A 21,302-nucleotide genomic window follows, 5' to 3' on the forward strand; every position below is an offset into this window, starting at 1 on the left:
GAGGCCAAAGAAAGAATATTTTCATCAAATCACCGCATTCACCCGACTAAATCTTAAGGATACGCAAATAATTTAGACGAAACTCAATACAACACCCATATCATGATAAATTTCGCAATCTTAAACAGCAAAAACAATCATTTATTGCGGATCGAATGTTTAGCCTAGCTGGCTTTCTAACACTTGCTTTTCCTTTGAATAATCGATGCATTCAGGCAGACTTTCTATCCTGGATAAGATAGATTGGACAAAACGCTTATGAGCAGCCGAATTCGGATTGAATGCTTTGTGATTTAAGGCCGAAAGGACTTGTTTCCATTCCTTCATAAAGACTCTGGCAGGCTCTTCGAAAGCCACTTCCTGAAAGTACTCCCAAATGTATTGCTCCGCCTGTGCTGATGGGTGAATCATGTCTTCCTTGTAAAAACGATAGTCTCTCAACTCATCCATCATGATTTCATAGGATGGAAAGTAATAAACATCATCTCCCTCGAGTTCAGAGCATAATACACGCAAAAGAGACTTACTGAGCTGGTTCTCCTCCATGCCATCTTTGACATGTCTTACCGGGCTAACAGTCAGAATGATTTTCAGCGAAGGATTAAGCTGTTTAACCCCTTCTTGAAAAGAAACAAATGCCGTTTTCATCTCTTCCAGAGACAAGAGCCTTTTATTAAATTCACCCTGAGGCACTTTATGACAATTGGCCACCACGCCAGCCCCAACCACGAGCTCATAGACATGAGCAGTTCCTAAAGTAACGATCAGCCAATCTGCCTTTTGAATAAAGGCATTTACCTCCTGATGCTTAGCTCGAAGCAATGTTTCAAGCGAGGACACCGAATCTGCCCTGAGATCAAAATGATAATCATAATGACAAACCATACCATCACGCTCAATGAACTTGTCTGGCTCTGGATCACTCTTCTGATCAATGAGTTTGATCAGAGAAACAGGGTTGAAAATGACACCAAATGGATTGACCAAAGCATCAAACTTATAGTCTTGCAGGTACCCTCCCATCCTATCGGCAAAGCATGAGCCAATAGACAGGACCTTATGTCCAAGGGCCATTTGATGAAGGAAGGGTTTTCGTTTGATTTTGGTTTGCAAATCCATATACAGAATCAAATATAGACACAAAAAAACCCGAGTCAACAGACCCGGGTTTCATTATCTTGAGTATTGAGAGTGATTATTCAGCTACTACGCTTAGAGTAACTTCATGCTTCACTTCCTTGTGCAAATCCAAAGTCAATTGGTATTCACCCAAATTCTTGATAGAAGAACCGAATTCGATTTTCTTTCTATCAACTTCAAAACCTTTAGCAGCTAGAGCATCAGAAACCTGAAGTGCAGTGATGGCACCAAAGATTTTGCCGCTTTCGCCAGCTTTAGTTCTTACTTCTATTACCATATCACCGATAGAGTTAGCCAAATTCTCAGCATCTTGCTTGATCTTTTCTGCCTTGTGAGCAGCTTGACGAACGTTCTCAGCGATTTTTTTCTTGTTAGACTCACTACCAATGATCGCAATTCCTTGTGGAATCAAGTAGTTTCTTCCGTATCCAGGCTTCACAGTTACAACATCATTCTTATAACCAAGGCCCTTGATGTCTTCTTTCAATATAACTTCCATGTCCTTGTATTATTTTAATGAATCAGTAACGTATGGCAACAAAGCAATATGTCTCGCTCTTTTAACAGCTTGAGTTACTTTGCGCTGGAACTTCTGGCTTGTACCAGTCAATCTTCTTGGTAAAATTTTACCTTGCTCGTTCACGAACTTCAAAAGGAAGTTAGCGTCTTTATAATCGATATACTTGATACCGTTTTTCTTGAACCTACAGTACTTTTTCTTTCTGTCGGTTCTGTTCATTGGTTCATTTACTAATGTCATGATGCAGCCTCCTCTTTCTTTTTGTTAAATGCACCGCTTTTTCTCTTCTCGTTGTAAGCCAACGCGTGCTTATCCAAAGCAGTAGTTAAAAATCTCATGATTTTCTCGTCACGTCTGTACTCAGTTTCAAGAGCATCTACGATAGTTGGCTCACCTTCGAATTCGAACAATTGGTAAAAGCCTGTAGATTTGTGCTGTATCGGATAAGCTAGCTTTTTCAAGCCCCAGTTCTCTTCGTTAACGATTTTAGCACCGTTATCAGTAAGAACTTTTTTAAACTTTCCGACAGCATCCTTCATCTGATCATCAGACAAAACGGGAGTTAAAATGAATACCGTCTCGTAATTTTTCATTGTGAAAATATTAAGTTTTAAAAATCGAGGGGCAAAATTAGATATTCCATTTGTTACATCCAAGTGTTTTTAGGCTTAGAATTCATCAATTCTCTTGAATGTATTCTCAAATAGAGAAGCAAAATTACCATTTTGAGATTGGATCAGACACAAAAAAGCCAGTACTTTTCAGCACTGGCTTCATTTATACACCTATTTGAAGATTATTCACAAGTAGCATCCATCAATTGGGCATCCCAGCAGTGATACAATTCATCTTGAAAGTAAGCATGGCTCTTTACCTGGCCATATCCCGCTTCATGATTCCAATCGACATATATTTCATTAGAGGCAGAAACATCTGTTATCATGACAGACCTGTCCAAATCGGCATTTAAATCAACCGAGTAACTGACAGAACTTCCCAGATTATCTCCTTCTTTCTCAACAGTAAAAGTGACATTGGCTTGCTCGCTATCGTCTATTCTAGACCACTCGCTGCTTAACCATGCGCTAGGGTTCTCAGGACTTTCGTAAAGTGTCCAACTACCTGCACTACCGTCTAGTTGCGAAGCTCCATCGAACCATACAAATTCTTCTATCGTGCTACCCAGAGAGATATATCCTATCCACGAAACATCTGTTCCATCTACACTTGCAGTAAGTTTCACTTGATATTCTCCTTTATTCGGAACGTTAAAAGATCTTTCCCAAATCCATAAACCGCTTTCCACATCAAATTGGGCTTGCGTTCCTACTGTTGCTTTAAATGCAGTGACTGGAACTACCAAATGCTGATATAATATAGAAGAATAGACCGCTACATTCACCGCTGCATATCCCCAATTGGATATTACGGCTGCTTGTCGACCCGATTCGGAAGAACTAGAAAAGGAACCAAATTCAGGAGCCATACTTGAAGTTGGTGGTAAAACCGGTTCTGCTCCTTGCAAATCCCCATCACCTTCTTCACTACATGCACTTAACATAACTAAGGGTATCAATACCCATGCAATTAAACGTTTCATAAGACTCAGTTTAAATTTCAAAATTTTATTCATACCCATGAGAGTCCAAAGACAGTGCCAAGTCTCTCAATAGTAAACTGAATCTTCAAATGAATTATTTTATTGCCAGGCTATATATCCCATTGCTCATTGAGTATGGTGATGGCATGGTAGCCAGTCAAATCGAACTGGCAGGGAACTACGGACACATAGTTATCTGAGATAGCCCACTCGTCATTGTCTTCTCCTTTGTCGTGATTGATAAAATTTCCAACCATCCAATAATAGTTTCTACCGTGTGGATCTCTTCGCTTGTCAAACTCCTCCTCCCATCTGGCATTGGCTTGTCTACAAATCTTTATTCCCTTCAAAGCTTGCTTCTGCTTAGGAGGAAAATTCACATTCAAAGCTATCCCAGTAGGTAAGCCATGCTCCAATACATTTTTGGTGATTTTAGTTACATACTCATCCACATGTGAAAAATCCGCATCTGCACTAAAATCACATAAGGAAAAACCAATGGCTGGTCCTCCTTCGATCGCACCTTCTATGGCTGCAGACATGGTGCCGGAGTACAGCACACTGATACTGGTATTGGATCCATGATTAATTCCTGAAACCACAAGATCAACCTTTCGATCCTTGAGCACTTCTCTTTTCGCCAATTTGATACAATCAGCAGGCGTCCCCGAACATTCATAGGCCAGAATGTCTCCAAAAAGATCTGATTTAACCAATCGCAAAGTATCTCCAACCGTGATGGCATGCCCCATACCAGACTGAGGTTTGTCTGGCGCTACCACTACTACTTCACCCATTTGAGCCATCAGCTCTACCAGCTTTCTGATTCCATTAGAAGTAATACCATCATCATTAGAGACTAAAATCAAAGGCTTAGACATACGTATTTCTTTTTTGGTTTAAAGCTAAGTCAGGCCTAACTCATAGTCCAAGCTTTAAACAAAAAACCCTGACAAAATGTTGCCAGGGTTTTCTTTGACTTCTTTTTCGTTAGTCTTTCTTCACACTTCCACTGCTGGAAGTATCAGCATCTACTTTTTCCGGTGCACCTTTATATACTACCCGGCCACTAGAGCTAGCTTTGGCCATGAGCTCCTCACTTACTGAAACCTCTATTCGGCCTGATGAGCTCACATCAGCTTTGACCCCTTTAGATTCTAAACCGAAACCTTCGTATCTACCTGATGAGCTTACCTCTATCACCTGAGTATTGGCATTGCCCGACAATGAGGCCCTACCACTGCTCGATACATCCACTTTTAATCTATCCACATCCAACTCCATTTCTAATCGACCCGAACTACTCACCTTGATAGCAAGTTCCTCGGATTTCACCACACCTTTGGTATTCAACCTCGCAGATGAACTCACCTTAACTTCTTCTATTTCTCCGGAATAAGTGACAACAACCGTTACTTCATTGTTTCTGTAATTACCACTTTCCATATGGATTTTCAAATTGTCTCCGAACACTTCCGTCAACACATTTTCGGTCTCTGTATTAGTAGTCGAAATTTTTGCCTCATTTTTACTTCCTTTGACCAAAGTGACCTTAATAGATTCGCCTACGCTCACTTCAGTAAATGCATCAAGACTTCTAGTTTCTTCTTCTTGGGCCATTGCCAGAGTGGAAATGAACATCCCAAGTACCATTATAAAGCTATATTTTGTTTTCATGATTAGTTATTTGTTTTCTATTAGACAGCGGATATATCTAATGGTTGCACATCCCTTCAAAATATTACACGCTCAAGGATATTTGTTTAGCTTTGCAGCTTGATTTTTTAGGAAATGAAAAAGGTTGCATTTTATACTCTGGGCTGCAAGCTCAACTTTTCAGAAACATCTGCTATCAGTCGTCTTTTCGAAGAAGAGGGCTATGAGAAGGTGCAGTTCGAAGAAACACCGGACATCTTTGTGATCAACACTTGCTCGGTGACTGAAAATGCAGATAAAAAATGTAAGCAAATCGTAAAAAGTGCCAAGAAGATTTCTCCGGAATCTTTCGTGGTGATCATTGGATGTTTTGCGCAGCTCAAGCCTAAAGAAATTTCCGAAATTAAAGGAGTCGATGCTGTTTTAGGAGCTGCCGAAAAGTTCAAACTTCTGGAACACCTTAAAGCTTTCGAAAAGACCAAAGAAACGATCGTTTGTGCTTCTGAGATTTCAAATGCTACCGAATTCAACAATGCTTACTCAAAAGCAGACAGAACCAGGACTTTTCTCAAAGTTCAGGATGGCTGTAACTATGGTTGTGCTTTTTGCACCATTCCACTGGCCCGTGGCAAAAGCCGCAGCGATGCAATCGAAAACATCATAGCCTCTGCCAAAGAAATAGCAGCCTCTGGTGTGAAGGAAGTGGTTTTGACTGGAGTCAATATTGGTGATTTTGGTATTCAGGAAGGTAGACGAAAGGAGAAGTTTCTAGATTTGATAAAAGCGCTAGATGAGATCGAAGGAATCGAAAGATTCAGAATCTCATCCATTGAACCGAACTTATTGAGCAATTCGATCATCGAATTTGTAGCTCAAAGCAAAAAGTTTGTTCCTCACTTTCATATCCCTCTACAATCAGGAAGCGACAAGATTTTGAAATTGATGAATCGACGATACCTGAGCGGTCTGTATGTGGAACGCGTAGAAAAAATCAAATCTCTCATGCCTGATGCATGTATAGGTGTAGATGTGATTACCGGTTTTCCTGGAGAGAGTCATGAAGATTTTCTGGACACTTACAATTTCATCAACGAATTAGATGTGTCCTATCTGCACGTTTTCACCTATTCCGAAAGAGACAATACCCAGGCTATAGAGATGGAAAACCCGGTACCATATACCGAAAGACAAGAAAGAAGCAAAATGCTCAGAATCCTTTCTGAAAAGAAAAAACGAGCATTCTATCTGTCACAAGAAGGAACAACAATGGAAGCTTTGATGGAAGGTGATATCAAAGATGGATTGATGCATGGCTTCACTGCCAATTATATCAAAGTGGAATTTCCTCATGATGAGGATTTGGTCAATCAGTTGTTGCCAGTCAAACTGGAAACAACCACTGAAAACCTGACAATGGCAGTTAAGGAATTAAAAGAGATTAACGCTTAATTATTTTGATTTGACAGGAAATTCGAATCTAAGATAATCCCAGGCAAAACTTACGACTCCTTTATCTGAGATTTTGAATACCATTCTTTCTTGAGATTCTTTGGCTTGCATGACTGGTACCTTGAACCGAACAACGTCCTGAGTTTCGTCATAGTCATATGCACCCCATACGTCATATTTCTTATTCAGAATAACTGTCCAATCCTCAGTTTCAGACGGAATGGTATATAAGGCATAATTACCAGCCGGAATAGACGTTCCTGCAACTACGATATCCTTATCAGCAGAAAAAACAGTAGCTTCATTGGCACCTGTTCTCCAGATCTTATCATATTTCACCAAATCACCCCAAATGGTTCTATCCTTCACCCCTGGCTGACTATAAGTAATATAAACCTGAGTACCATTGATATTTTGAGTGGCTCGTGCCGGTGGAGAAGGCCTATTGCTGGCTTCCTTTCTATACTGTTCAAAATCCGAAGAATCTGCAGATACATAATTCTGCGAGTATTCCGCCCTATGACAACCTACTACAAGGACCAGTAAGCCCGCAGCTACTGCCCAACCAATCTTCCCGTTCTTCATCAAATCTATCTTGTGTGTTATATGTTGTGACTATTCCAACTTACGAAGATTAAGATAATATGTTTAAACACACAAAGACTTAATAAAATATTGTGAATGAAAGTGACCGTTTTAGCACAACTATGTTCAATAACGTTCAAAAAGGGCTTTTTAAGAAATATTTAACCTACTGTATTTCAATATTTTATGTTTTAGGCACAGTTTTAGAGATTGTTTAATATCTAAACAACAATAATATGGGCATCATAGGTATAGAAGTTCCTGAACTCAACGAAGGCCAGGACATTGTAGTGGATATAAAAGTCAATGGAATCGAAAAGCAGTACAAATATAGGGTAGAACTGTTTTATTGGGATGATTGTCCTTTTCCTACAGATGATAGAGCCGAATGCATCAAACAACTGATCGCCAACTACGACGAAAGCTGGCAATTGGCACATATCGGTATCCCTAATGACACCTATGTCCCCATTACTTTCAAAAAGAAACGAAACTCTTAATAAAAGTCAATCAAGTCAAAGCCCGCTCCCGTTACAGCAGCGGGCTTTTTTTAGCTTTTGGTTGTGATATTGATCTTTTTCAATGCATTCTCCCTACTTAGCTTTCCATCATTGTAGTCCTGTAGGATGTCAAATGGAATACTGGCTTCTAAGCTTGAAGGCATATTGCAATCTATACATTGAGTCAACTTCACCTGAATCATGAGACTCTCTCCCGCATTCAATGATTTGACTGTTTTCCCGTAATCCAGCATATTGGCCTTGAGTTCTTGTTCAAACTGCGGATACATTTCATCCACTATCTTATTTCTTTCAACCTCAGTCAAACCTGATTTTCCTTGTGTCACGATTTTGTAATTGTCATGGCTGTACTGGATAGAAGAATACATCTTCATCTTGTACACCACCCCGTAATGCTCCAACTTCTCATAGGTGATCTTATTGGATGTATAGTAGGTAGTAGCCAGATCTGATTTATAGAGTCTTTGAAAAATACTCGCCAACAATTCTAAATCTGCCGGACGTTCATTCTCAATTTCGGATTGTGAATAAACTATCTTCTCAATTAAATCATCCCTTGAAATTTTACCTGCATCTAGGGCTTTGATATCGCTCATCACGATATGAGCATTTAACTTCAGTCCAGATTCATCCTCTTCTGTTGGCTGGATCTTGGTGGTTAGCATGATTTTATCGCTGTCCCTGAGCTGTCCAAAAAGCCTGGCATAATCGCTAAAATAAAGCTCTGACACGCGATGAAACAAATCATAGTATTTGTCTTCATCCTCTTGGGAACTTTTACGAGTAGAATTACGAACGACTATCACTTCTGGAGGCTCAGGTGGAGCAACCATAGCTCTGACTCTCACATCTACATCTTCACGATTACCGCTATGTATGGCTCTTTGATGGTCTCTTATTTCTCTTTTGATTTCTTGTTTTTCTTCCTCACTCAACCCCTTTCTACCCAGCTCCTCTTCCAGGTATTTTATTTCTTCCTCCAGTTCTTTTTTCTCTTCTTCACGTTCCTTCATTTCTTCTTCGTTCAGCTTCATGACATACTCATTTTCTCTAGCTATCATCTCAGCTTCCCTTGCATGCACTTCCGCTTCTGCAGCGATCTGCTCGGCCATGGCCTGCACCTCTGCGATCTTAAACTCCCATTCTGAGTCGTTCATTTCCCAATGAAAATCAAAGTCAGAATTAAAACTCTCTAGACTAAAAGAGCCTCCTCTGTTCAAATTGATCATGAGACCAAAACCAGGTACATAGTTCGATTTGACCTTTACTCCGAAAAAATCCCCTTCATCAGCTTCCGATTTGATTAATGAAGCTATCACATCCTCAGAGATCCGAAGATCCCGCTCCATCCTTTTGGAGTCTACTTCCTGTGCCATCAGGTGATTGACCGTCACCAGCATTAGCACTGCTATCCACTTATTCATATTTATTTACTTTGAGTTTTGACTAAATCGTAGAGGTTGGCTAGCAAGTTTTCCTGCTCCATCTGACGGGTACTGTAGTTATTCTCCATCATTCCGAGGTTAGACTGGATCATCTCCAGGTCATAAGCTCTTTGATTTTGATAGAACTCATTGTAATCCGCCAGTACCTTGTTCATATATTCTTTTTGGGTCTTATTAGATACCAAAAAGAAGTTTTCAATCATCTTTTTATTTCCATCATTCAGCTGTGCAACATATAGTTTCAGCATCTCATCATTGTTGGCCTTTTGCTTTTTCATGGCTTTGTTCAGGGCTAACTTTTGATTTTGCTCACTGCTGTCCACTCGATCCATAACAGAGGATTCAAGTGAAGCCAATTCTTCTTTCGTTCTTTGGTTCTGTTCGTCCACCGCCTCAGATATCCATTGTTGTACTTCATCTCTGGACACATCATCTCTGGTAGTTTTCACCTCTCCAAAGCTGAGTAATACGCCCCCTTCATTCTGAGTCACTCTTAGATCAAGAGCAAATGCCGCAACCAGTAAAATCAATCCAGCAGCCGCTACAGATCCAGTCCAGCGAACAGCCGATGAATGCCAAAAGCCTATTCTGTCCTCACTTCTTGTTTCATGTATCAGGAAAGGTGGAATCACTACTTCTTCCTCCATCACCTGCTGCAGGTGATCAGAAGTAGTCGACATTTGATCTAGATGATTTCTCAACTCCTGATCGGATTGCAGACGCTCCTCGAACCTTAGCTTTTCTTCTTTGCTCATCTCACCATACAGATAGTCGATGATCAACAGTTCATCATTCTTATTTTCCATAGTCGTATGATTCTTTAAATGCGCGATTCTTTTCTAATAATTTCTTCATGTTATTCAAGCCATAATAGAGTCTTGACTTAACTGTATTCTCTGACACTCCCAGTACCTCAGCTATTTCCCTAAACTTCAACCCCTCGTATTCCTTCATCAGGATCACTTCTTTTTGCTCCTCTCCCAGCATGTCCAGCGCTTCGATTACCATATTGGACAACTCCTTCTGCTCATAGCCTTTGTCAGCAGGTTCGACATGTTCACCTTTTGTGTACTCCTGCCCCTCCTCTTCGACCACAAACATCTTGGTTACTCTACTTTTCTTCCTGCCCTCTTCTCTGCAGATGTTAAGTGCTATGATGTATAGCCAGGATTTAAATTTGGCATTGTCCACCAATTGCTCCAGACTATCATACACCTTGATAAAAGTCCTTTGCGCTGCCTCACTGGCCAGATCATGATCTACAAAGTACTTGTATGAAAAATTATAAATCCTTTTGTACCAAATAGATACAAGTGAGTTGAAGGCCAGCTTGTCCCCCAACCTTGCGCGGACTAGCACACTTTCTGATCGATCCATATCCAGGTCAGGTAAGCTCATTAATAGTTTCGATTTTGATCATGATTCTATCTTTGTACCTATAGGATGATCAACTGATTCAAATAGTTTTAAAAGAATCGAAATTTATAAATAAAATTTATTCTTATACCTCCAATTCCAGATTCGGAGTTTGAAACACTAATTAATGCCCTGCGTTATTGTTTCATGATTCGAGAAATAAATCAAACAGGTTATGAGAGAAAAATTACAGCAGGAATTAGCTAAAATAATAAGACATGCGGACGTCAAGTTACTGAAAATATTGTACGCTTCTGCCAAGGTCTATCTGGAGGAAACCAAAAAGGAAGAAGAAAACAGCCAACTACACCGCATGGTCTATACCAGCTCAAGAGCGCCAAATTGTAATGAAGAAGCCATTGAACAAATACTGGAAGCTTCAAGAAGAAACAACAAACCTTTGGGCATCACGGGCCTATTGGTACATACTGAAATGCGCTTTCTTCAAATACTAGAAGGAAGTAAAAACACAGTTTTGGATGTTTACAATAGAATCCAGGAAGACCCCAGACATAGAGATTCTGAAATCAAATATTTTGAACCTGTAGACGAGCGCTATTTTTCAGACTGGCACATGGGATCCAAAAACATCGAAAAGGACAGCTTAGAATTTGACACGCAGATTGCCGCTGAAGAAAACGAAATTTATCAGGCCATGCTGGAGGGAGATAGAAGCGCCTACAAGGACGAAAGCATGAAGGCGCTCAAAACGTTCATGATATTGACATAATATGGCTATCACTACTAACAACTCAAAGCTACTCCCCTAACCTAAGTCCATAGATGGCCGTTAGACCTTCAAATCAAAACCAATAGAATGAAACAAATATTGCTTTTAGTGCTGGTATCAATTAGTTTGAAAAGTTGGGCACAGGATTCCTCAGACTATTATTATGAACTACCTGAACCAGCAGACAGCTATACCGCAGGCTCCGTTGCTTCCCGGCTACTCGATGGACTCGGTTATCGGTATTATTGGGCCACCGCTGGTTTGACAGAGGATGATTATAGCTTCCAACCAAACGATGAGGCTCGTAGCACTGGAGAAACCATCGATCACGTATGGGGACTGAGTGTAATTATCAGAAATGCGGCACAGCAAAAAGTTACTGACTTTAGTAAAATCGAAGGTCCTTCAACCTTCGAAGAGAAAAGAATAAGCACTTTGGAAAATATCAGAATAGCAAGTTTGATTTTGAAACAAAGCAAAGATCAAGATTTGGCTAAGTATGACTTGAACTTCTCAACCGGAGAGGGAATCAAGTCCTATCCCTTCTGGAATGGAATCAATGGACCCATTGCAGATGCAATTTGGCATGCGGGTCAGTTGGCTTCTTTCAGACGCAGTTCGGGCAACCCCATCAATCCCAACGCAAGTATGATGACAGGAAAAATAAAGACGAACTAGGCAATCCCATTTCCCAAAGGAAAAATCAAGGTAAAAACGCTTCCCTTACCCGGTTCAGAATCAACCGTAAGGGAGGCTCCTAATAGCTGTCCATATTCTCTTGCTAGACTAAGTCCGAGTCCCAAACCATCGGCCACCCCACCTTCGCTAACGTCTTGCAAAAAACGATCGAAAATCTTTTCCTGCATTTCCATTTTGATACCCAGGCCCGTATCTGCTACATATATTTGGTAATGGGTTTCGGTTATTTCATACCCAATCTTTACCTCTCCTGATTTGGTAAATTTTACTGCATTTTCAATAAGGCTACTCATTATTCGAGACAGCAACCCTCGGTCTGTTACCAGTTCGGATTGATCCGGATGACTATTATTCAAAATCAAATGCAGCCCCTTTGCCTTGGCCTCCAATAAATGTTTGTCATGCAATTCGCACATCAACTTGTAGAGAGAAAAATGTGTGTTTTTCAAAACGACTTGTTTCGTTTCTAATTGAGAAATATCCATGATATCATTAATCACAGTCAATAGCTTCCTGCAACTTTTATGAATAAAACCCACATATTTTTCTCTATCCTGATGAGTCAAGTCCTCATTCAACAACAAATCTGAAAAGCCCACGATTGCATTCATAGGAGTTCGGACTTCATGGGACATATTGTTCAGGAATTTGGTTTTGAGTCTATCACTTTCCTCGGCCCGTTCTTTGGCTATCTTCAGTTCATAATTATTCTTTTTCATGGCTTCTTCAGCCAGTACTCGATCCGTAATATCCGTAAGATATCCTTCGAGCATTTCTAGATTATCTCCATTAAATATTCCCGATCCCGATTCCTCAATCCACCTCCAATGACCATCCTTGTGTTTAATGCGATAAACAATATTGAAAACTTCCTTGTTCTCAATGGCCTTCTCTACTATTGGGCCAATTTTCTTTTCATCTCCAGGATGATAGAGTTCCACAAAACTGATGCGATCATCCAAAAAATCCTGCCGCGTATACCCGGTAACTACTTCCACCGCATCGTTGACGAGTAACATAGAGTAGCGATCGTCATTGAGACAGAGGTAGGCAACTCCAGGCAAATGATCCAATAAGATTTTAAATCTCTGGTCACTTTTTCTCAACTTTTCCTCTATCTGAGACTGCAACAAAAGCCGCTTTTTAAGGGCTTGATTCTCCTTTTGTAGAAAATCATTCTGTTCCTTCATTTTGGACAATTCAGATTCCTGTTGATCAACCTCAGACATTAAAATAAAGATTAGAAAAAGACATGATCAGATAATTTACTACGAAATTGGATGAGTTACCAATTTTTATTCACACATACTCAGCTCTACCCTAGCACCCAACAACAATTGCTAATATCTCACTCATCACACAAGATTTTTAGCAAATCCAGCGAATGTAAAATGTTATGCATGAATACTTTTGGTAATGACTGAATCAAGACCTAATTTATTTTCCAAACTTACTATATTAGAGGCAACAAGAAGAGGTGAATTGGCAGCTTAAAAAGTGACTTTTCATCTGATAGAACTAAATTATTAACAACGTTAACAAAAATAGAAAGCATGAAGATACTGGTTTGTATAACACACGTACCTGATACGACTTCAAAGATTTCCTTTACGGATAACAATACCAAGTTTGACAAAACTGGAGTACAATATATAATCGGACCTTACGATGACTATGCCCTTGCTCGAGCTGTGGAATTAAAAGAACAAAGCAGTGGCAGTATCACGGTCCTGAATGTAGGAGAGGCAGAAACAGAGCCTACTTTAAGAAAGGCTTTGGCTATTGGTGCGGATGACGCCATTCGTGTCAATGCAGATCCAGTAGATTCATTTTTTGTAGCCAATCAGATTGCCAATATTGCCAAGGAAGGAAACTACGACCTCATCATGATGGGACGTGAGTCTATCGATTTCAACAATGGAGTAGTGCATGGTATGGTTGCAGAGATTTTGGGCATCCCTGGTCTTTCACCTGTTATGACTTTGGATATCGAAGGCACTACCGCCAAGATGACACGAGAGATTGAAGGAGGTAAAGAATCACTGGAAGCAGAACTACCATTAGTTCTGGGATGCCAGGAGCCGATTGCGGAGTGGAAAATCCCGAATATGAGAGGGATCATGACTGCCAGATCCAAACCTTTGAATGTAGTAGAACCTTCAGATAATTCAGTTCGAACTCAACTGAACAATTATGAAATGCCTGCAGAAAAAGGTGCTGTAAAAATGGTAGATGCTGACAATGTATCAGAGCTTGTCAATTTGCTCAAAAATGAAGCAAAAGTCATCTAGTCTAAACAGCATAATCCATTGTTAAACATTGAACCAAAAGAAAATGTCAATATTAGTATTCATAGAAATATCAGAAGGAGAAATAAAAAAAACCTCTCTAGAGGCCATCAGCTATGCGAGCAACATTGAGTCTGGCGTGACAGCAATAGCATTCGGAGAGGCAAGCGAAGAGAACCTAAAGGTGGCTGGAAAAGCCGGAGCTAGTAAAGTCTTGCATGTAAGTGACGATAAATACAATGAAGCCAATATTCAGGCTTATGCATCCGCCATAGCCAAAGCGGCCGAAAGCGAAGGTGCAGAAACTATCGTATTAGCCAATTCATCATTGGGCGACCCTGTTGCTGCGAGGCTTTCTATCAAAATGGGCGCATCCCTAGCCAGCAATGTCGTAGCTGCTCCAGATACTTCCAATGGTTTCGTAGTTAAAAGAAGCATCTACACGGGCAAAGCATTCGCCAATGTAGATTTGACGGAAGGAAAACGCATCATCGGCATCAAGAAAAATGCAGCGACGATCAAAGAAGATGGAGGAGATCCAAGTATTGAAACCTTCTCTCCAGACGAAAATGCAGACGACTTTAAAGTAAAAGTTTTATCTCAGGAAAAAGCTTCAGGCGATGTACTTTTGCCAGAGGCAGAGATCGTAGTATCAGGAGGTCGTGGACTTAAAGGACCTGAAAACTGGGGAATGATCGAAGAGCTAGCCAAGACCTTAGGAGCAGCAACAGCTTGTAGCAAGCCAGTATCTGACATGGATTGGCGACCCCATCACGAACATGTTGGACAAACAGGTATTAAAGTGGCGCCTTCTTTGTACATTGCGGTCGGAATTTCAGGGGCCATCCAACACCTGGCGGGTGTCAATGCTTCGAAGTGTATTGTTGTGATCAACAAGGATGAGGAAGCGCCGTTTTTTAAGGCGGCAGACTACGGGATAGTTGGAGATGCTTTTGAGGTCGTACCTAAGTTAACAGAAGCAATTAAAGCGATAAACGGATAAGTTAGTTTGGATAAAATAAAACTAGATATCATAGGTCTCTCGTCGAGTCACGCGCAATCAGGATCGTTTGCGCTAGTGCTCGGTGAGAGCCATGGAAAAAGAAGATTACCTATTATCATTGGGATGTTTGAGGCGCAAGCGATCGCCATCGAAATAGAGAAAATATCTCCTAATCGTCCCATGACACATGACCTGTTCAAATCATTTGCAGGCAATTTTAATATCAACATCAAAGAAATTCTTATTTCGGACCTTAAGGAAGGGGTTTTCTTTGCCAGAATCATCTGCGAGGATGCCAATGGCAATGTAGTCGAAATAGACTCCAGACCTTCGGACGCCATAGCCATTGGCATTCGGTTCAATGCGGATATCTACACCAATGTCACAGTACTAGACGAAGCAGGTATAGTCGTAACCGACGAATTCGAAGAGGAACTGGACACCATAGTGGCCAATGAAGAAGAGGAAGAAGATGCACCTATTGGCTCACCTGAATACCTGAAGAATCAATCAGTTGATGGTCTCCAGCAATTATTGGATCAAGCGCTCAGTGAAGAAGATTATGAAAGAGCCGCTAAGATCAGAGACGAGCTGAACAAAAGAAATTAATAGGAAATTGGACAGAAAAAAAGCCATTGATCATTGATCGATGGCTTTTTTGATTTTCTAACATTTTAGAAACACACAATATCATTTCAGGGGGTTGGCAGTGGACTGATCAAGGGCAATGACCAGCCCACTATGTTGGCAAAATGAAGTCTAGGGGTTGAGTCCAATCTATTTCTGATAATCAGTAATAGAGGTCCGGTTTAGGGATATGCGACATTTTACTGATGTAAAGATCAGCACATACAGTCCTAAACACAATCCCTAAATTTGGGTATATTTCAAGATAAGGTTAGTAGATCAAATAGAATTGTAAAACGCCATGATTCGAACCAAATCTCTGACCTCATTTACATCCAGCTTGTTCTTTTTGATGTAATCTTTCAATTGACCTGGGTGATCATCTAATATGGCGTATAGCTCTCCTTTTTTACCTGAATACCTTTCAATGCTACCATCCTTAAAGGCAAAGAAAAAGGTTAGAGAAAGTCTTTCTCGCGTTGTTCCTGGTCCGGTATAGTAATAAGACTGGCTATAGGGATCTGTCTCTAAGACAATCTTCTCTCTGGCTAGCAAAGTGGTAGGCCCTTCATATAAAACCTCAAATAATATTGGAGCCCTAAAATCACCAGTTACATTGTATGGAATAGAATAAAACTGACGATAACTCTTAAGTAATGAGTCAAAAAACTCTACATACATTACTTTCTTGCTATTGTAAGTATATACTTTATCGTCACTTAATATCTGAATAGTATTTACTTCCATATCGTATTTGATATCCCCACGAAGGGTATCTCCATCCATGGTTACTGCCCACCCTTTGTGCCAAAGACGTGTAGAAAAGTCCTGCGCTACCAGAGGTGATAAAAATGCCAAATACAATATGGAAGCTAAAATCAATCTCATTTTTTCAATATACTGTGTCCCATTTTATCTCTTTTGGTCTCCAGATACTTTTTATTATGCTCATTTGGAGACACTTCAATTGGTACATTCTCCACAATTTCCAGGCCATATCCCATCAATCCTACTCTTTTTGTCGGATTGTTAGTGATCAAACGAATTTTACTAATACCTAAATCATGAAGAATCTGAGCTCCTACTCCATAATCTCTATGATCTCCTTTGAAACCCAATTTCTCGTTGGCCTCTACGGTATCTAGCCCCTCTTCCTGAAGCTTATAAGCTCTCAACTTATTATAAAGTCCGATTCCTCTTCCTTCCTGGTTCATATAAAGCACCACGCCCTTGCCTTCATTTTCGACCATCTTCATGGCATTGTGAAGCTGTGTACCACAGTCACATCTACACGAACCAAAAATATCTCCTGTCACACAGCTACTATGAACACGAACCAAAACAGGTTCTTTGTCCTTCCAATCCCCTTTTGTTAAAGCCAAATGCGTCTCTCCCGTGCTCAACTGTTTGTATGAAGTCAATTCAAAATCACCATGATCAGTAGGCATATTGACAGTGATTTGTTTTTCGATCAGAGACTCCTGCTCCATTCGATAGCTGATCAGGTCTTTTATAGAAATTAACTTCAGGTCAAACTTTTCAGCCACCAATTCCAAATCTGGTAGTCTCGCCATGGTACCATCTTCATTCATGATTTCAACCAGCACACCTGCCGGTTGCATGCCTGCCAGACGTGCCAGATCAATGGCAGCCTCGGTATGGCCTGCTCTTCTTAGTACCCCTCCTTTTTTGGCCTTGAGAGGAAAAATATGACCCGGCTTGCCTAGTTCTTCAGGTTTGGTATCTGGGTTAACCAATGCCTGTATTGTTTTGGCTCTATCGCTAGCCGAAATACCCGTCGTACAACCATGACCTATCAAATCGATGGAAACCGTAAATGGAGTTTCATGTAGAGCGGTATTCTTACCTACCATCAATTCCAACTCCAATTCATCACATCTATCCTCGATCAAAGGAGCACAGATCAATCCTCGTCCATGAGTGGCCATGAAGTTGATGATTTCTGGTGTGACACTCTCTGCCGCACACACAAAATCCCCTTCATTCTCTCTGTCTTCATCATCTACTACGATGATCACTTCTCCCCTTTTGATGGCCTCAATGGCATCTGATATTTTGTCTAACATATCTATTTAACGGTAACGTTTCCAAGTTCATTGGCTATATCCATCTCCATTTGTTTCAATCCCTGCTGAATGGACAAATAACCATTTATTTCATTTTCATCTGCAGCCGACTTCATTTTATCCATGTTGTCAACTATCATTTTTTGTATTATTCTAAACTTCAACCGAAGCACACTCCTGTAAGCCGACAATCTCAAGGCATCTCTTTCATGAGCCACAGAAATCTGAAATTTATCAGACCAATTAGGACTCAACTCATAGCGCTCGGTAGATAAATCAACTGCCTCTTTTCTAATCTCAGCATCGTCATGATCCAGCAAGGCTTGTAAAGTCAATACCTTTCCCTGCTCCAATTGCTCCTTGTACAGCTCCAAAACTCTTTGACAAACAGGCGAAGTAAACTCAATATCCTCACACTCTGTCAGGATATATTGTGCCAGATGTGTTTCTTCCCCTTCGAACCCTTCAATCATCTCCGCTCCATAATTAATTAACATACGGATGCTTTCACGTTCTTGATTCTTGATGATGTCATCAGGTCGAACCTTTTCCTCAACTAAATCTTCAGGATCTGCAAACAAATCAGGAGGTGGCTCCATCGGCATACCATATGGCATACCACCACCAAAATCTGGCGGAAAGTTACCTCCAGATGAAGGACTCGCACTCGGAGGCTTTGATGAGTATTTCGATTTATTCTCTTTAATTAAGAGCTTGTTTAGCTCTACTATCAAGGTCCCCTCGTCTATACCCAGCATATTACTGCACTGCTGAGTATAAACACTGCGCTTGATCGGATCAGGAATTAAAGATATACTCTGAACTATCTCGCGTATCGACTCGGCTCTTTTGATCGGATCATTGGACTCTGAGGTGTAAAAGTCCGTCTTGAAGGACATAAAGTCCTGCGAATGATCATCCAAATATTCCTTGAAGGCAGTTCCGCCCAATTGTCTGGAATAGCTATCTGGATCTTCACCTTCAGGAAAACGAACGGCTTTTACATTCAATCCACCAGCCAACATCATATCAATCCCCCTCATTGAGGCCTTGATACCCGCTTTGTCCCCATCGAAAAGGGCAGTCACATTCTCAGAATATCTTTTAATTAATTTGATCTGGTCTTCGGTCAATGAAGTACCAGAGGAAGCTACCACATTTTTGATCCCAGCCTGATAAAGGGAGATCACATCAGTATAGCCCTCGACCAAATAACAATTAGAGGTATTCCTAATTTCATTTTTGGCCTGATAGATTCCATAAAGGATTTTACTTTTAGTGTAAAGCTCTGTTTCAGGACTATTGATGTATTTTGGACCTTTCTCGTTGCTCTTGAGTGTTCTGGCACCAAAAGCAATCACCTTTCCCGTTACATTATGGATAGGAAAAGTGACTCTACCCCTGAATCGATCATATGCCTTGTCTTCCTTAACGATTTTTAGACCGGCCTTTTCTAGAAACTCCTCATTGTAGCCATTCTTGGCAGCCGCATCCATCAAGCCTTGCCATTGATCGAGTGCATACCCTAGCTCAAAGCTTTTGATCGTTTCTTCGCTGAATCCTCTTTCTTTGAAATAGGTCAGCCCAATATTTTTACCTTCCTCTACCTCCCAAAGATTCTCAACGAAATGATCTTTGGCAAAATTGAGTGTAATGAAAAGGCTTTCTCGCTCGTTTTGAGCCTGCTTTTGGTCATCGGTCTGGACTTCCTCTTCCAGTTCTATGTTATATTTCTGAGCCAGATAGCGCAAAGCCTCCATATAGCTTAAGCCATCAATCTCCATGAGGAAGGTAATAGGATCTCCTCCCTTTCCTGTACTAAAGCATTTGAAGATGTTTTTGGCCGGAGAGACCATGAAAGAAGGCGTCTTTTCGTCCGTAAAAGGACTCAGCGCCTTGTAACTAGAACCCGACTTTTTGAGCTGCACAAAATCACTAATCACTTCATAGATGTCCATACGGCTCTTGATTTCCTCTATGGTATGATTACTGATCACTTATAGTCTAATAGTTTTTGGGTCTCTAGGGATACAAATCTAGCACGAATTTAACTCATTATATGATTCAAAAAGTCGTTATCCACTAACTTGCATCAAAATTGAAGCCATAGACATTTTTCAGATTTGAAAGTAACAGAAAAAGACGTACTCAAGGCCCTGTCTACCGTTCAGGATCCAGACCTCAAAAAAGATCTTGTAACCCTTGAAATGATCAAGGATTTAAAAGTAGATGACAGCCAAATAAGTTTCACTGTTGAGTTGACGACTCCTGCTTGTCCTCTCAAAGAGAAAATAAAAAATGATTGTCTGGAGGCAGTAGAAGCCATTTCGGGTGATCTAGAAATTAAAATAGAGATGACCGCTCAAGTCACCTCAGTTCGAGGGCAATCTTTCACACTTCCAAAAGTGAAAAACATCATTGCTATTTCATCTGGCAAAGGAGGTGTGGGTAAATCTACCGTTACTGCTAACCTGGCAGTTGCATTGGCGAAAAGTGGTGCAGAAGTAGGCGTAATAGATGCAGATATTTTTGGTCCATCCATCCCCACTATGTTCAACTGCGAATATGAGCAACCAGAGATGGTTCAGGAAGATGGCAAAAACCTGATCGTTCCGATTATGCAATATGGAGTGAAGCTGGTATCGATTGGTCTATTGACACCTAAAGACAATGCCATCGTATGGAGAGGACCGATGGCCAGCTCCGCATTGAAACAATTCATCTCGGATGTAAAATGGGGTGAATTAGATTACCTTTTGATTGATCTCCCTCCAGGAACTAGCGATATTCATTTGACACTGGTGCAGTCGGTTCCGGTTACAGGCGCAGTGATTGTTACCTCACCACAGAAAGTAGCGATTGCCGATGCTAAAAAAGGACTTTCAATGTTCAAGCTCCCACAGATCAATGTACCTGTACTTGGAGTCGTAGAAAATATGGCTTACTTTACTCCAGAAGAATTACCTGACAATAAGTATTACATCTTTGGTCAAGACGGAGGTAGAGAATTGGCCGAAAAAGAAGATGTACCTTTCCTTGGCGAAATCCCTATTGTACAATCAATCAGAGAAAGCGGAGATAGCGGGTTCCCAGCAGTAATGAAAGAAGGTGTAACCGAAGATGCCTTTATGAACCTTGCCAAGTCTGTAGCCAGACAAGTGGCCATTAGAAATGCTAGCAAAGAGAAAACAAAGGTGGTTCAAATGAATTAACTTTGAATATTCGAATACGATTATGGATATCACAAAAAAAGAAGAGCTTTTAGCCAAAATTAATCAGGCGATAACCAACATCAGACCCTATCTGGAAGCAGACGGTGGAGATGTCAAGGTCCTTGATATTGATGAAGACTATGTGGTGAGTGTGGAATTGTTAGGAGCGTGCGAAGCATGTCCCATGTCCCCCATGACTATGAAAGCAGGAATAGAAGAAGCCATCAAAAGAGTAGCTCCTGAGGTCACTGCAATCAAGGCTGTCAATATCCAGCCTGCCGAATAATTCATCCTTTCTTAAAGAAACATTTTCTGAACCTTGAA

General features: G+C 40.7%; 24 protein-coding genes. 9 read left to right on the forward strand and 15 right to left on the reverse strand.

The features are described from left to right. Positions 1 to 159 precede the first annotated feature (159 nt). The 7 genes from N7U62_RS06035 to N7U62_RS06065 form a co-directional block, all read right to left on the reverse strand. Positions 160 to 1,119 (reverse strand): GSCFA domain-containing protein, encoded by a 960-nt coding sequence (locus tag N7U62_RS06035; RefSeq protein ID WP_264136999.1) that lies wholly within the window; start codon positions 1,117 to 1,119, stop codon positions 160 to 162. Between the two features lie 76 nt (positions 1,120 to 1,195). Then, positions 1,196 to 1,639: a 50S ribosomal protein L9 gene (gene rplI, locus N7U62_RS06040; RefSeq protein WP_264137000.1), complete on the reverse strand. Its 444-nt coding sequence runs from the start codon at positions 1,637 to 1,639 to the stop codon at positions 1,196 to 1,198. A 9-nt stretch (positions 1,640 to 1,648) separates the two neighbouring features. Then, positions 1,649 to 1,900: a 30S ribosomal protein S18 gene (gene rpsR, locus N7U62_RS06045; RefSeq protein WP_264137001.1), complete on the reverse strand. Its 252-nt coding sequence runs from the start codon at positions 1,898 to 1,900 to the stop codon at positions 1,649 to 1,651. Continuing rightward, positions 1,897 to 2,253, reverse strand: coding sequence for a 30S ribosomal protein S6 (gene rpsF, locus N7U62_RS06050; protein ID WP_264137002.1), 357 nt, complete (start codon positions 2,251 to 2,253; stop codon positions 1,897 to 1,899). Before rpsF ends, rpsR begins: the two co-directional genes overlap by 4 nt. A 203-nt stretch (positions 2,254 to 2,456) precedes the next feature. After that, a complete protein-coding gene (locus N7U62_RS06055) occupies positions 2,457 to 3,260 on the reverse strand; it encodes a hypothetical protein (protein WP_264137003.1) in 804 nt (267 codons plus the stop codon). 110 nt (positions 3,261 to 3,370) lie between these two features. Then, the gene (surE, locus tag N7U62_RS06060) at positions 3,371 to 4,141 is read right to left on the reverse strand and encodes a 5'/3'-nucleotidase SurE (protein ID WP_264137004.1); all 771 of its coding nucleotides are present in this window, start codon (positions 4,139 to 4,141) and stop codon (positions 3,371 to 3,373) included. Positions 4,142 to 4,250: 109 nt separating this feature from the next. After that, positions 4,251 to 4,937, reverse strand: a complete 687-nt coding sequence (locus tag N7U62_RS06065) for a head GIN domain-containing protein (RefSeq protein WP_264137005.1) — start codon at positions 4,935 to 4,937, stop codon at positions 4,251 to 4,253. A 114-nt stretch (positions 4,938 to 5,051) separates the two neighbouring features. On the opposite strand from N7U62_RS06065, the gene mtaB reads away from it, so the two are divergent. Continuing rightward, positions 5,052 to 6,365 (forward strand): tRNA (N(6)-L-threonylcarbamoyladenosine(37)-C(2))-methylthiotransferase MtaB, encoded by a 1,314-nt coding sequence (gene mtaB / locus N7U62_RS06070; RefSeq protein ID WP_264137006.1) that lies wholly within the window; start codon positions 5,052 to 5,054, stop codon positions 6,363 to 6,365. Here the strand turns inward: mtaB and N7U62_RS06075 are convergent, their stop codons facing one another. Then, the gene (locus N7U62_RS06075) at positions 6,366 to 6,950 is read right to left on the reverse strand and encodes a DUF2911 domain-containing protein (protein ID WP_264137007.1); all 585 of its coding nucleotides are present in this window, start codon (positions 6,948 to 6,950) and stop codon (positions 6,366 to 6,368) included. It lies immediately after the preceding gene. Positions 6,951 to 7,186: 236 nt separating this feature from the next. Here N7U62_RS06075 and N7U62_RS06080 point away from each other — a divergent pair, with 236 nt between their 5' ends. Further along, entirely contained in the window at positions 7,187 to 7,450 is a 264-nt protein-coding gene (locus N7U62_RS06080) for a hypothetical protein (RefSeq protein ID WP_264137008.1), read from the forward strand. Between the two features lie 50 nt (positions 7,451 to 7,500). Here the strand turns inward: N7U62_RS06080 and N7U62_RS06085 are convergent, their stop codons facing one another. Genes N7U62_RS06085 through N7U62_RS06095 form a run of 3 tightly spaced genes read right to left on the reverse strand, consistent with a single transcriptional unit; the run spans position 7,501 to position 10,314 of the window. Then, positions 7,501 to 8,895, reverse strand: coding sequence for a hypothetical protein (locus tag N7U62_RS06085; protein ID WP_264137009.1), 1,395 nt, complete (start codon positions 8,893 to 8,895; stop codon positions 7,501 to 7,503). 2 nt (positions 8,896 to 8,897) lie between these two features. Further along, complete coding sequence (locus N7U62_RS06090; protein ID WP_264137010.1) at positions 8,898 to 9,722, reverse strand: anti-sigma factor family protein; 825 nt, start codon at positions 9,720 to 9,722, stop codon at positions 8,898 to 8,900. Beyond that, entirely contained in the window at positions 9,712 to 10,314 is a 603-nt protein-coding gene (locus tag N7U62_RS06095; RefSeq protein ID WP_264137011.1) for an RNA polymerase sigma factor, read from the reverse strand. The genes N7U62_RS06090 and N7U62_RS06095 overlap by 11 nt, the downstream gene beginning before the upstream one ends. Positions 10,315 to 10,507: 193 nt before the next feature. Here N7U62_RS06095 and N7U62_RS06100 point away from each other — a divergent pair, with 193 nt between their 5' ends. Further along, positions 10,508 to 11,062 carry a BLUF domain-containing protein gene (locus N7U62_RS06100; RefSeq protein WP_264137012.1) on the forward strand — a complete coding sequence of 185 codons (555 nt, stop codon included), beginning with the start codon at positions 10,508 to 10,510 and terminating at the stop codon, positions 11,060 to 11,062. Positions 11,063 to 11,149: 87 nt separating this feature from the next. After that, positions 11,150 to 11,740, forward strand: coding sequence for a DinB family protein (locus N7U62_RS06105; protein ID WP_264137013.1), 591 nt, complete (start codon positions 11,150 to 11,152; stop codon positions 11,738 to 11,740). On the opposite strand, the gene N7U62_RS06110 is transcribed toward N7U62_RS06105, so the two are convergent. Continuing rightward, positions 11,737 to 12,990: a PAS domain-containing sensor histidine kinase gene (locus N7U62_RS06110; RefSeq protein WP_264137014.1), complete on the reverse strand. Its 1,254-nt coding sequence runs from the start codon at positions 12,988 to 12,990 to the stop codon at positions 11,737 to 11,739. The genes N7U62_RS06105 and N7U62_RS06110 overlap by 4 nt on opposite strands. A 324-nt stretch (positions 12,991 to 13,314) precedes the next feature. Here N7U62_RS06110 and N7U62_RS06115 point away from each other — a divergent pair, with 324 nt between their 5' ends. The 3 genes from N7U62_RS06115 to N7U62_RS06125 are packed head-to-tail and all read left to right on the forward strand — an operon-like array spanning position 13,315 to position 15,661. Next, positions 13,315 to 14,052, forward strand: a complete 738-nt coding sequence (locus tag N7U62_RS06115) for an electron transfer flavoprotein subunit beta/FixA family protein (protein WP_264137015.1) — start codon at positions 13,315 to 13,317, stop codon at positions 14,050 to 14,052. Between the two features lie 43 nt (positions 14,053 to 14,095). Continuing rightward, positions 14,096 to 15,052, forward strand: coding sequence for an electron transfer flavoprotein subunit alpha/FixB family protein (locus N7U62_RS06120; RefSeq protein ID WP_264137016.1), 957 nt, complete (start codon positions 14,096 to 14,098; stop codon positions 15,050 to 15,052). Positions 15,053 to 15,058: 6 nt separating this feature from the next. After that, positions 15,059 to 15,661: a bifunctional nuclease family protein gene (locus tag N7U62_RS06125; protein ID WP_264137017.1), complete on the forward strand. Its 603-nt coding sequence runs from the start codon at positions 15,059 to 15,061 to the stop codon at positions 15,659 to 15,661. A 297-nt stretch (positions 15,662 to 15,958) separates the two neighbouring features. Here N7U62_RS06125 and N7U62_RS06130 read toward each other — a convergent pair whose 3' ends face one another. From N7U62_RS06130 to dnaG, 3 genes are read right to left on the reverse strand one after another with little or no spacing between them, the layout of a single operon-like run. Then, complete coding sequence (locus N7U62_RS06130; RefSeq protein ID WP_264137018.1) at positions 15,959 to 16,567, reverse strand: hypothetical protein; 609 nt, start codon at positions 16,565 to 16,567, stop codon at positions 15,959 to 15,961. Further along, positions 16,564 to 17,766: a bifunctional 3,4-dihydroxy-2-butanone-4-phosphate synthase/GTP cyclohydrolase II gene (locus N7U62_RS06135; protein ID WP_264137019.1), complete on the reverse strand. Its 1,203-nt coding sequence runs from the start codon at positions 17,764 to 17,766 to the stop codon at positions 16,564 to 16,566. The genes N7U62_RS06130 and N7U62_RS06135 overlap by 4 nt, the downstream gene beginning before the upstream one ends. Before the next feature lie 2 nt (positions 17,767 to 17,768). Then, positions 17,769 to 19,763: a DNA primase gene (gene dnaG, locus N7U62_RS06140; protein ID WP_264137020.1), complete on the reverse strand. Its 1,995-nt coding sequence runs from the start codon at positions 19,761 to 19,763 to the stop codon at positions 17,769 to 17,771. A 126-nt stretch (positions 19,764 to 19,889) separates the two neighbouring features. Here dnaG and N7U62_RS06145 point away from each other — a divergent pair, with 126 nt between their 5' ends. Beyond that, a complete protein-coding gene (locus N7U62_RS06145; RefSeq protein WP_264137021.1) occupies positions 19,890 to 20,978 on the forward strand; it encodes an Mrp/NBP35 family ATP-binding protein in 1,089 nt (362 codons plus the stop codon). A gap of 22 nt (positions 20,979 to 21,000) precedes the next feature. After that, a complete protein-coding gene (locus N7U62_RS06150) occupies positions 21,001 to 21,264 on the forward strand; it encodes a NifU family protein (RefSeq protein ID WP_264137022.1) in 264 nt (87 codons plus the stop codon). The last annotated feature ends 38 nt before the right edge of the window (positions 21,265 to 21,302 follow it).

This window comes from Reichenbachiella ulvae, assembly GCF_025833875.1.
Classification (GTDB): Bacteria; Bacteroidota; Bacteroidia; order Cytophagales; family Cyclobacteriaceae; genus Reichenbachiella; species Reichenbachiella ulvae.

What these genes read in the sequence shown, in the direction of transcription:
- N7U62_RS06035 (WP_264136999.1), bottom strand. Translation starts at nt 1,119, where the DNA reads ATGGATTTGCAAACCAAAATCAAACGAAAACCCTTCCTTCATCAAATG.
- rplI (WP_264137000.1), bottom strand. Translation starts at nt 1,639, where the DNA reads ATGGAAGTTATATTGAAAGAAGACATCAAGGGCCTTGGTTATAAGAAT.
- rpsR (WP_264137001.1), bottom strand. Translation starts at nt 1,900, where the DNA reads ATGACATTAGTAAATGAACCAATGAACAGAACCGACAGAAAGAAAAAG.
- rpsF (WP_264137002.1), bottom strand. Translation starts at nt 2,253, where the DNA reads ATGAAAAATTACGAGACGGTATTCATTTTAACTCCCGTTTTGTCTGAT.
- N7U62_RS06055 (WP_264137003.1), bottom strand. Translation starts at nt 3,260, where the DNA reads ATGAAACGTTTAATTGCATGGGTATTGATACCCTTAGTTATGTTAAGT.
- surE (WP_264137004.1), bottom strand. Translation starts at nt 4,141, where the DNA reads ATGTCTAAGCCTTTGATTTTAGTCTCTAATGATGATGGTATTACTTCT.
- N7U62_RS06065 (WP_264137005.1), bottom strand. Translation starts at nt 4,937, where the DNA reads ATGAAAACAAAATATAGCTTTATAATGGTACTTGGGATGTTCATTTCC.
- mtaB (WP_264137006.1), top strand. Translation starts at nt 5,052, where the DNA reads ATGAAAAAGGTTGCATTTTATACTCTGGGCTGCAAGCTCAACTTTTCA.
- N7U62_RS06075 (WP_264137007.1), bottom strand. Translation starts at nt 6,950, where the DNA reads ATGAAGAACGGGAAGATTGGTTGGGCAGTAGCTGCGGGCTTACTGGTC.
- N7U62_RS06080 (WP_264137008.1), top strand. Translation starts at nt 7,187, where the DNA reads ATGGGCATCATAGGTATAGAAGTTCCTGAACTCAACGAAGGCCAGGAC.
- N7U62_RS06085 (WP_264137009.1), bottom strand. Translation starts at nt 8,895, where the DNA reads ATGAATAAGTGGATAGCAGTGCTAATGCTGGTGACGGTCAATCACCTG.
- N7U62_RS06090 (WP_264137010.1), bottom strand. Translation starts at nt 9,722, where the DNA reads ATGGAAAATAAGAATGATGAACTGTTGATCATCGACTATCTGTATGGT.
- N7U62_RS06095 (WP_264137011.1), bottom strand. Translation starts at nt 10,314, where the DNA reads ATGAGCTTACCTGACCTGGATATGGATCGATCAGAAAGTGTGCTAGTC.
- N7U62_RS06100 (WP_264137012.1), top strand. Translation starts at nt 10,508, where the DNA reads ATGAGAGAAAAATTACAGCAGGAATTAGCTAAAATAATAAGACATGCG.
- N7U62_RS06105 (WP_264137013.1), top strand. Translation starts at nt 11,150, where the DNA reads ATGAAACAAATATTGCTTTTAGTGCTGGTATCAATTAGTTTGAAAAGT.
- N7U62_RS06110 (WP_264137014.1), bottom strand. Translation starts at nt 12,990, where the DNA reads ATGTCTGAGGTTGATCAACAGGAATCTGAATTGTCCAAAATGAAGGAA.
- N7U62_RS06115 (WP_264137015.1), top strand. Translation starts at nt 13,315, where the DNA reads ATGAAGATACTGGTTTGTATAACACACGTACCTGATACGACTTCAAAG.
- N7U62_RS06120 (WP_264137016.1), top strand. Translation starts at nt 14,096, where the DNA reads ATGTCAATATTAGTATTCATAGAAATATCAGAAGGAGAAATAAAAAAA.
- N7U62_RS06130 (WP_264137018.1), bottom strand. Translation starts at nt 16,567, where the DNA reads ATGAGATTGATTTTAGCTTCCATATTGTATTTGGCATTTTTATCACCT.
- N7U62_RS06135 (WP_264137019.1), bottom strand. Translation starts at nt 17,766, where the DNA reads ATGTTAGACAAAATATCAGATGCCATTGAGGCCATCAAAAGGGGAGAA.
- N7U62_RS06150 (WP_264137022.1), top strand. Translation starts at nt 21,001, where the DNA reads ATGGATATCACAAAAAAAGAAGAGCTTTTAGCCAAAATTAATCAGGCG.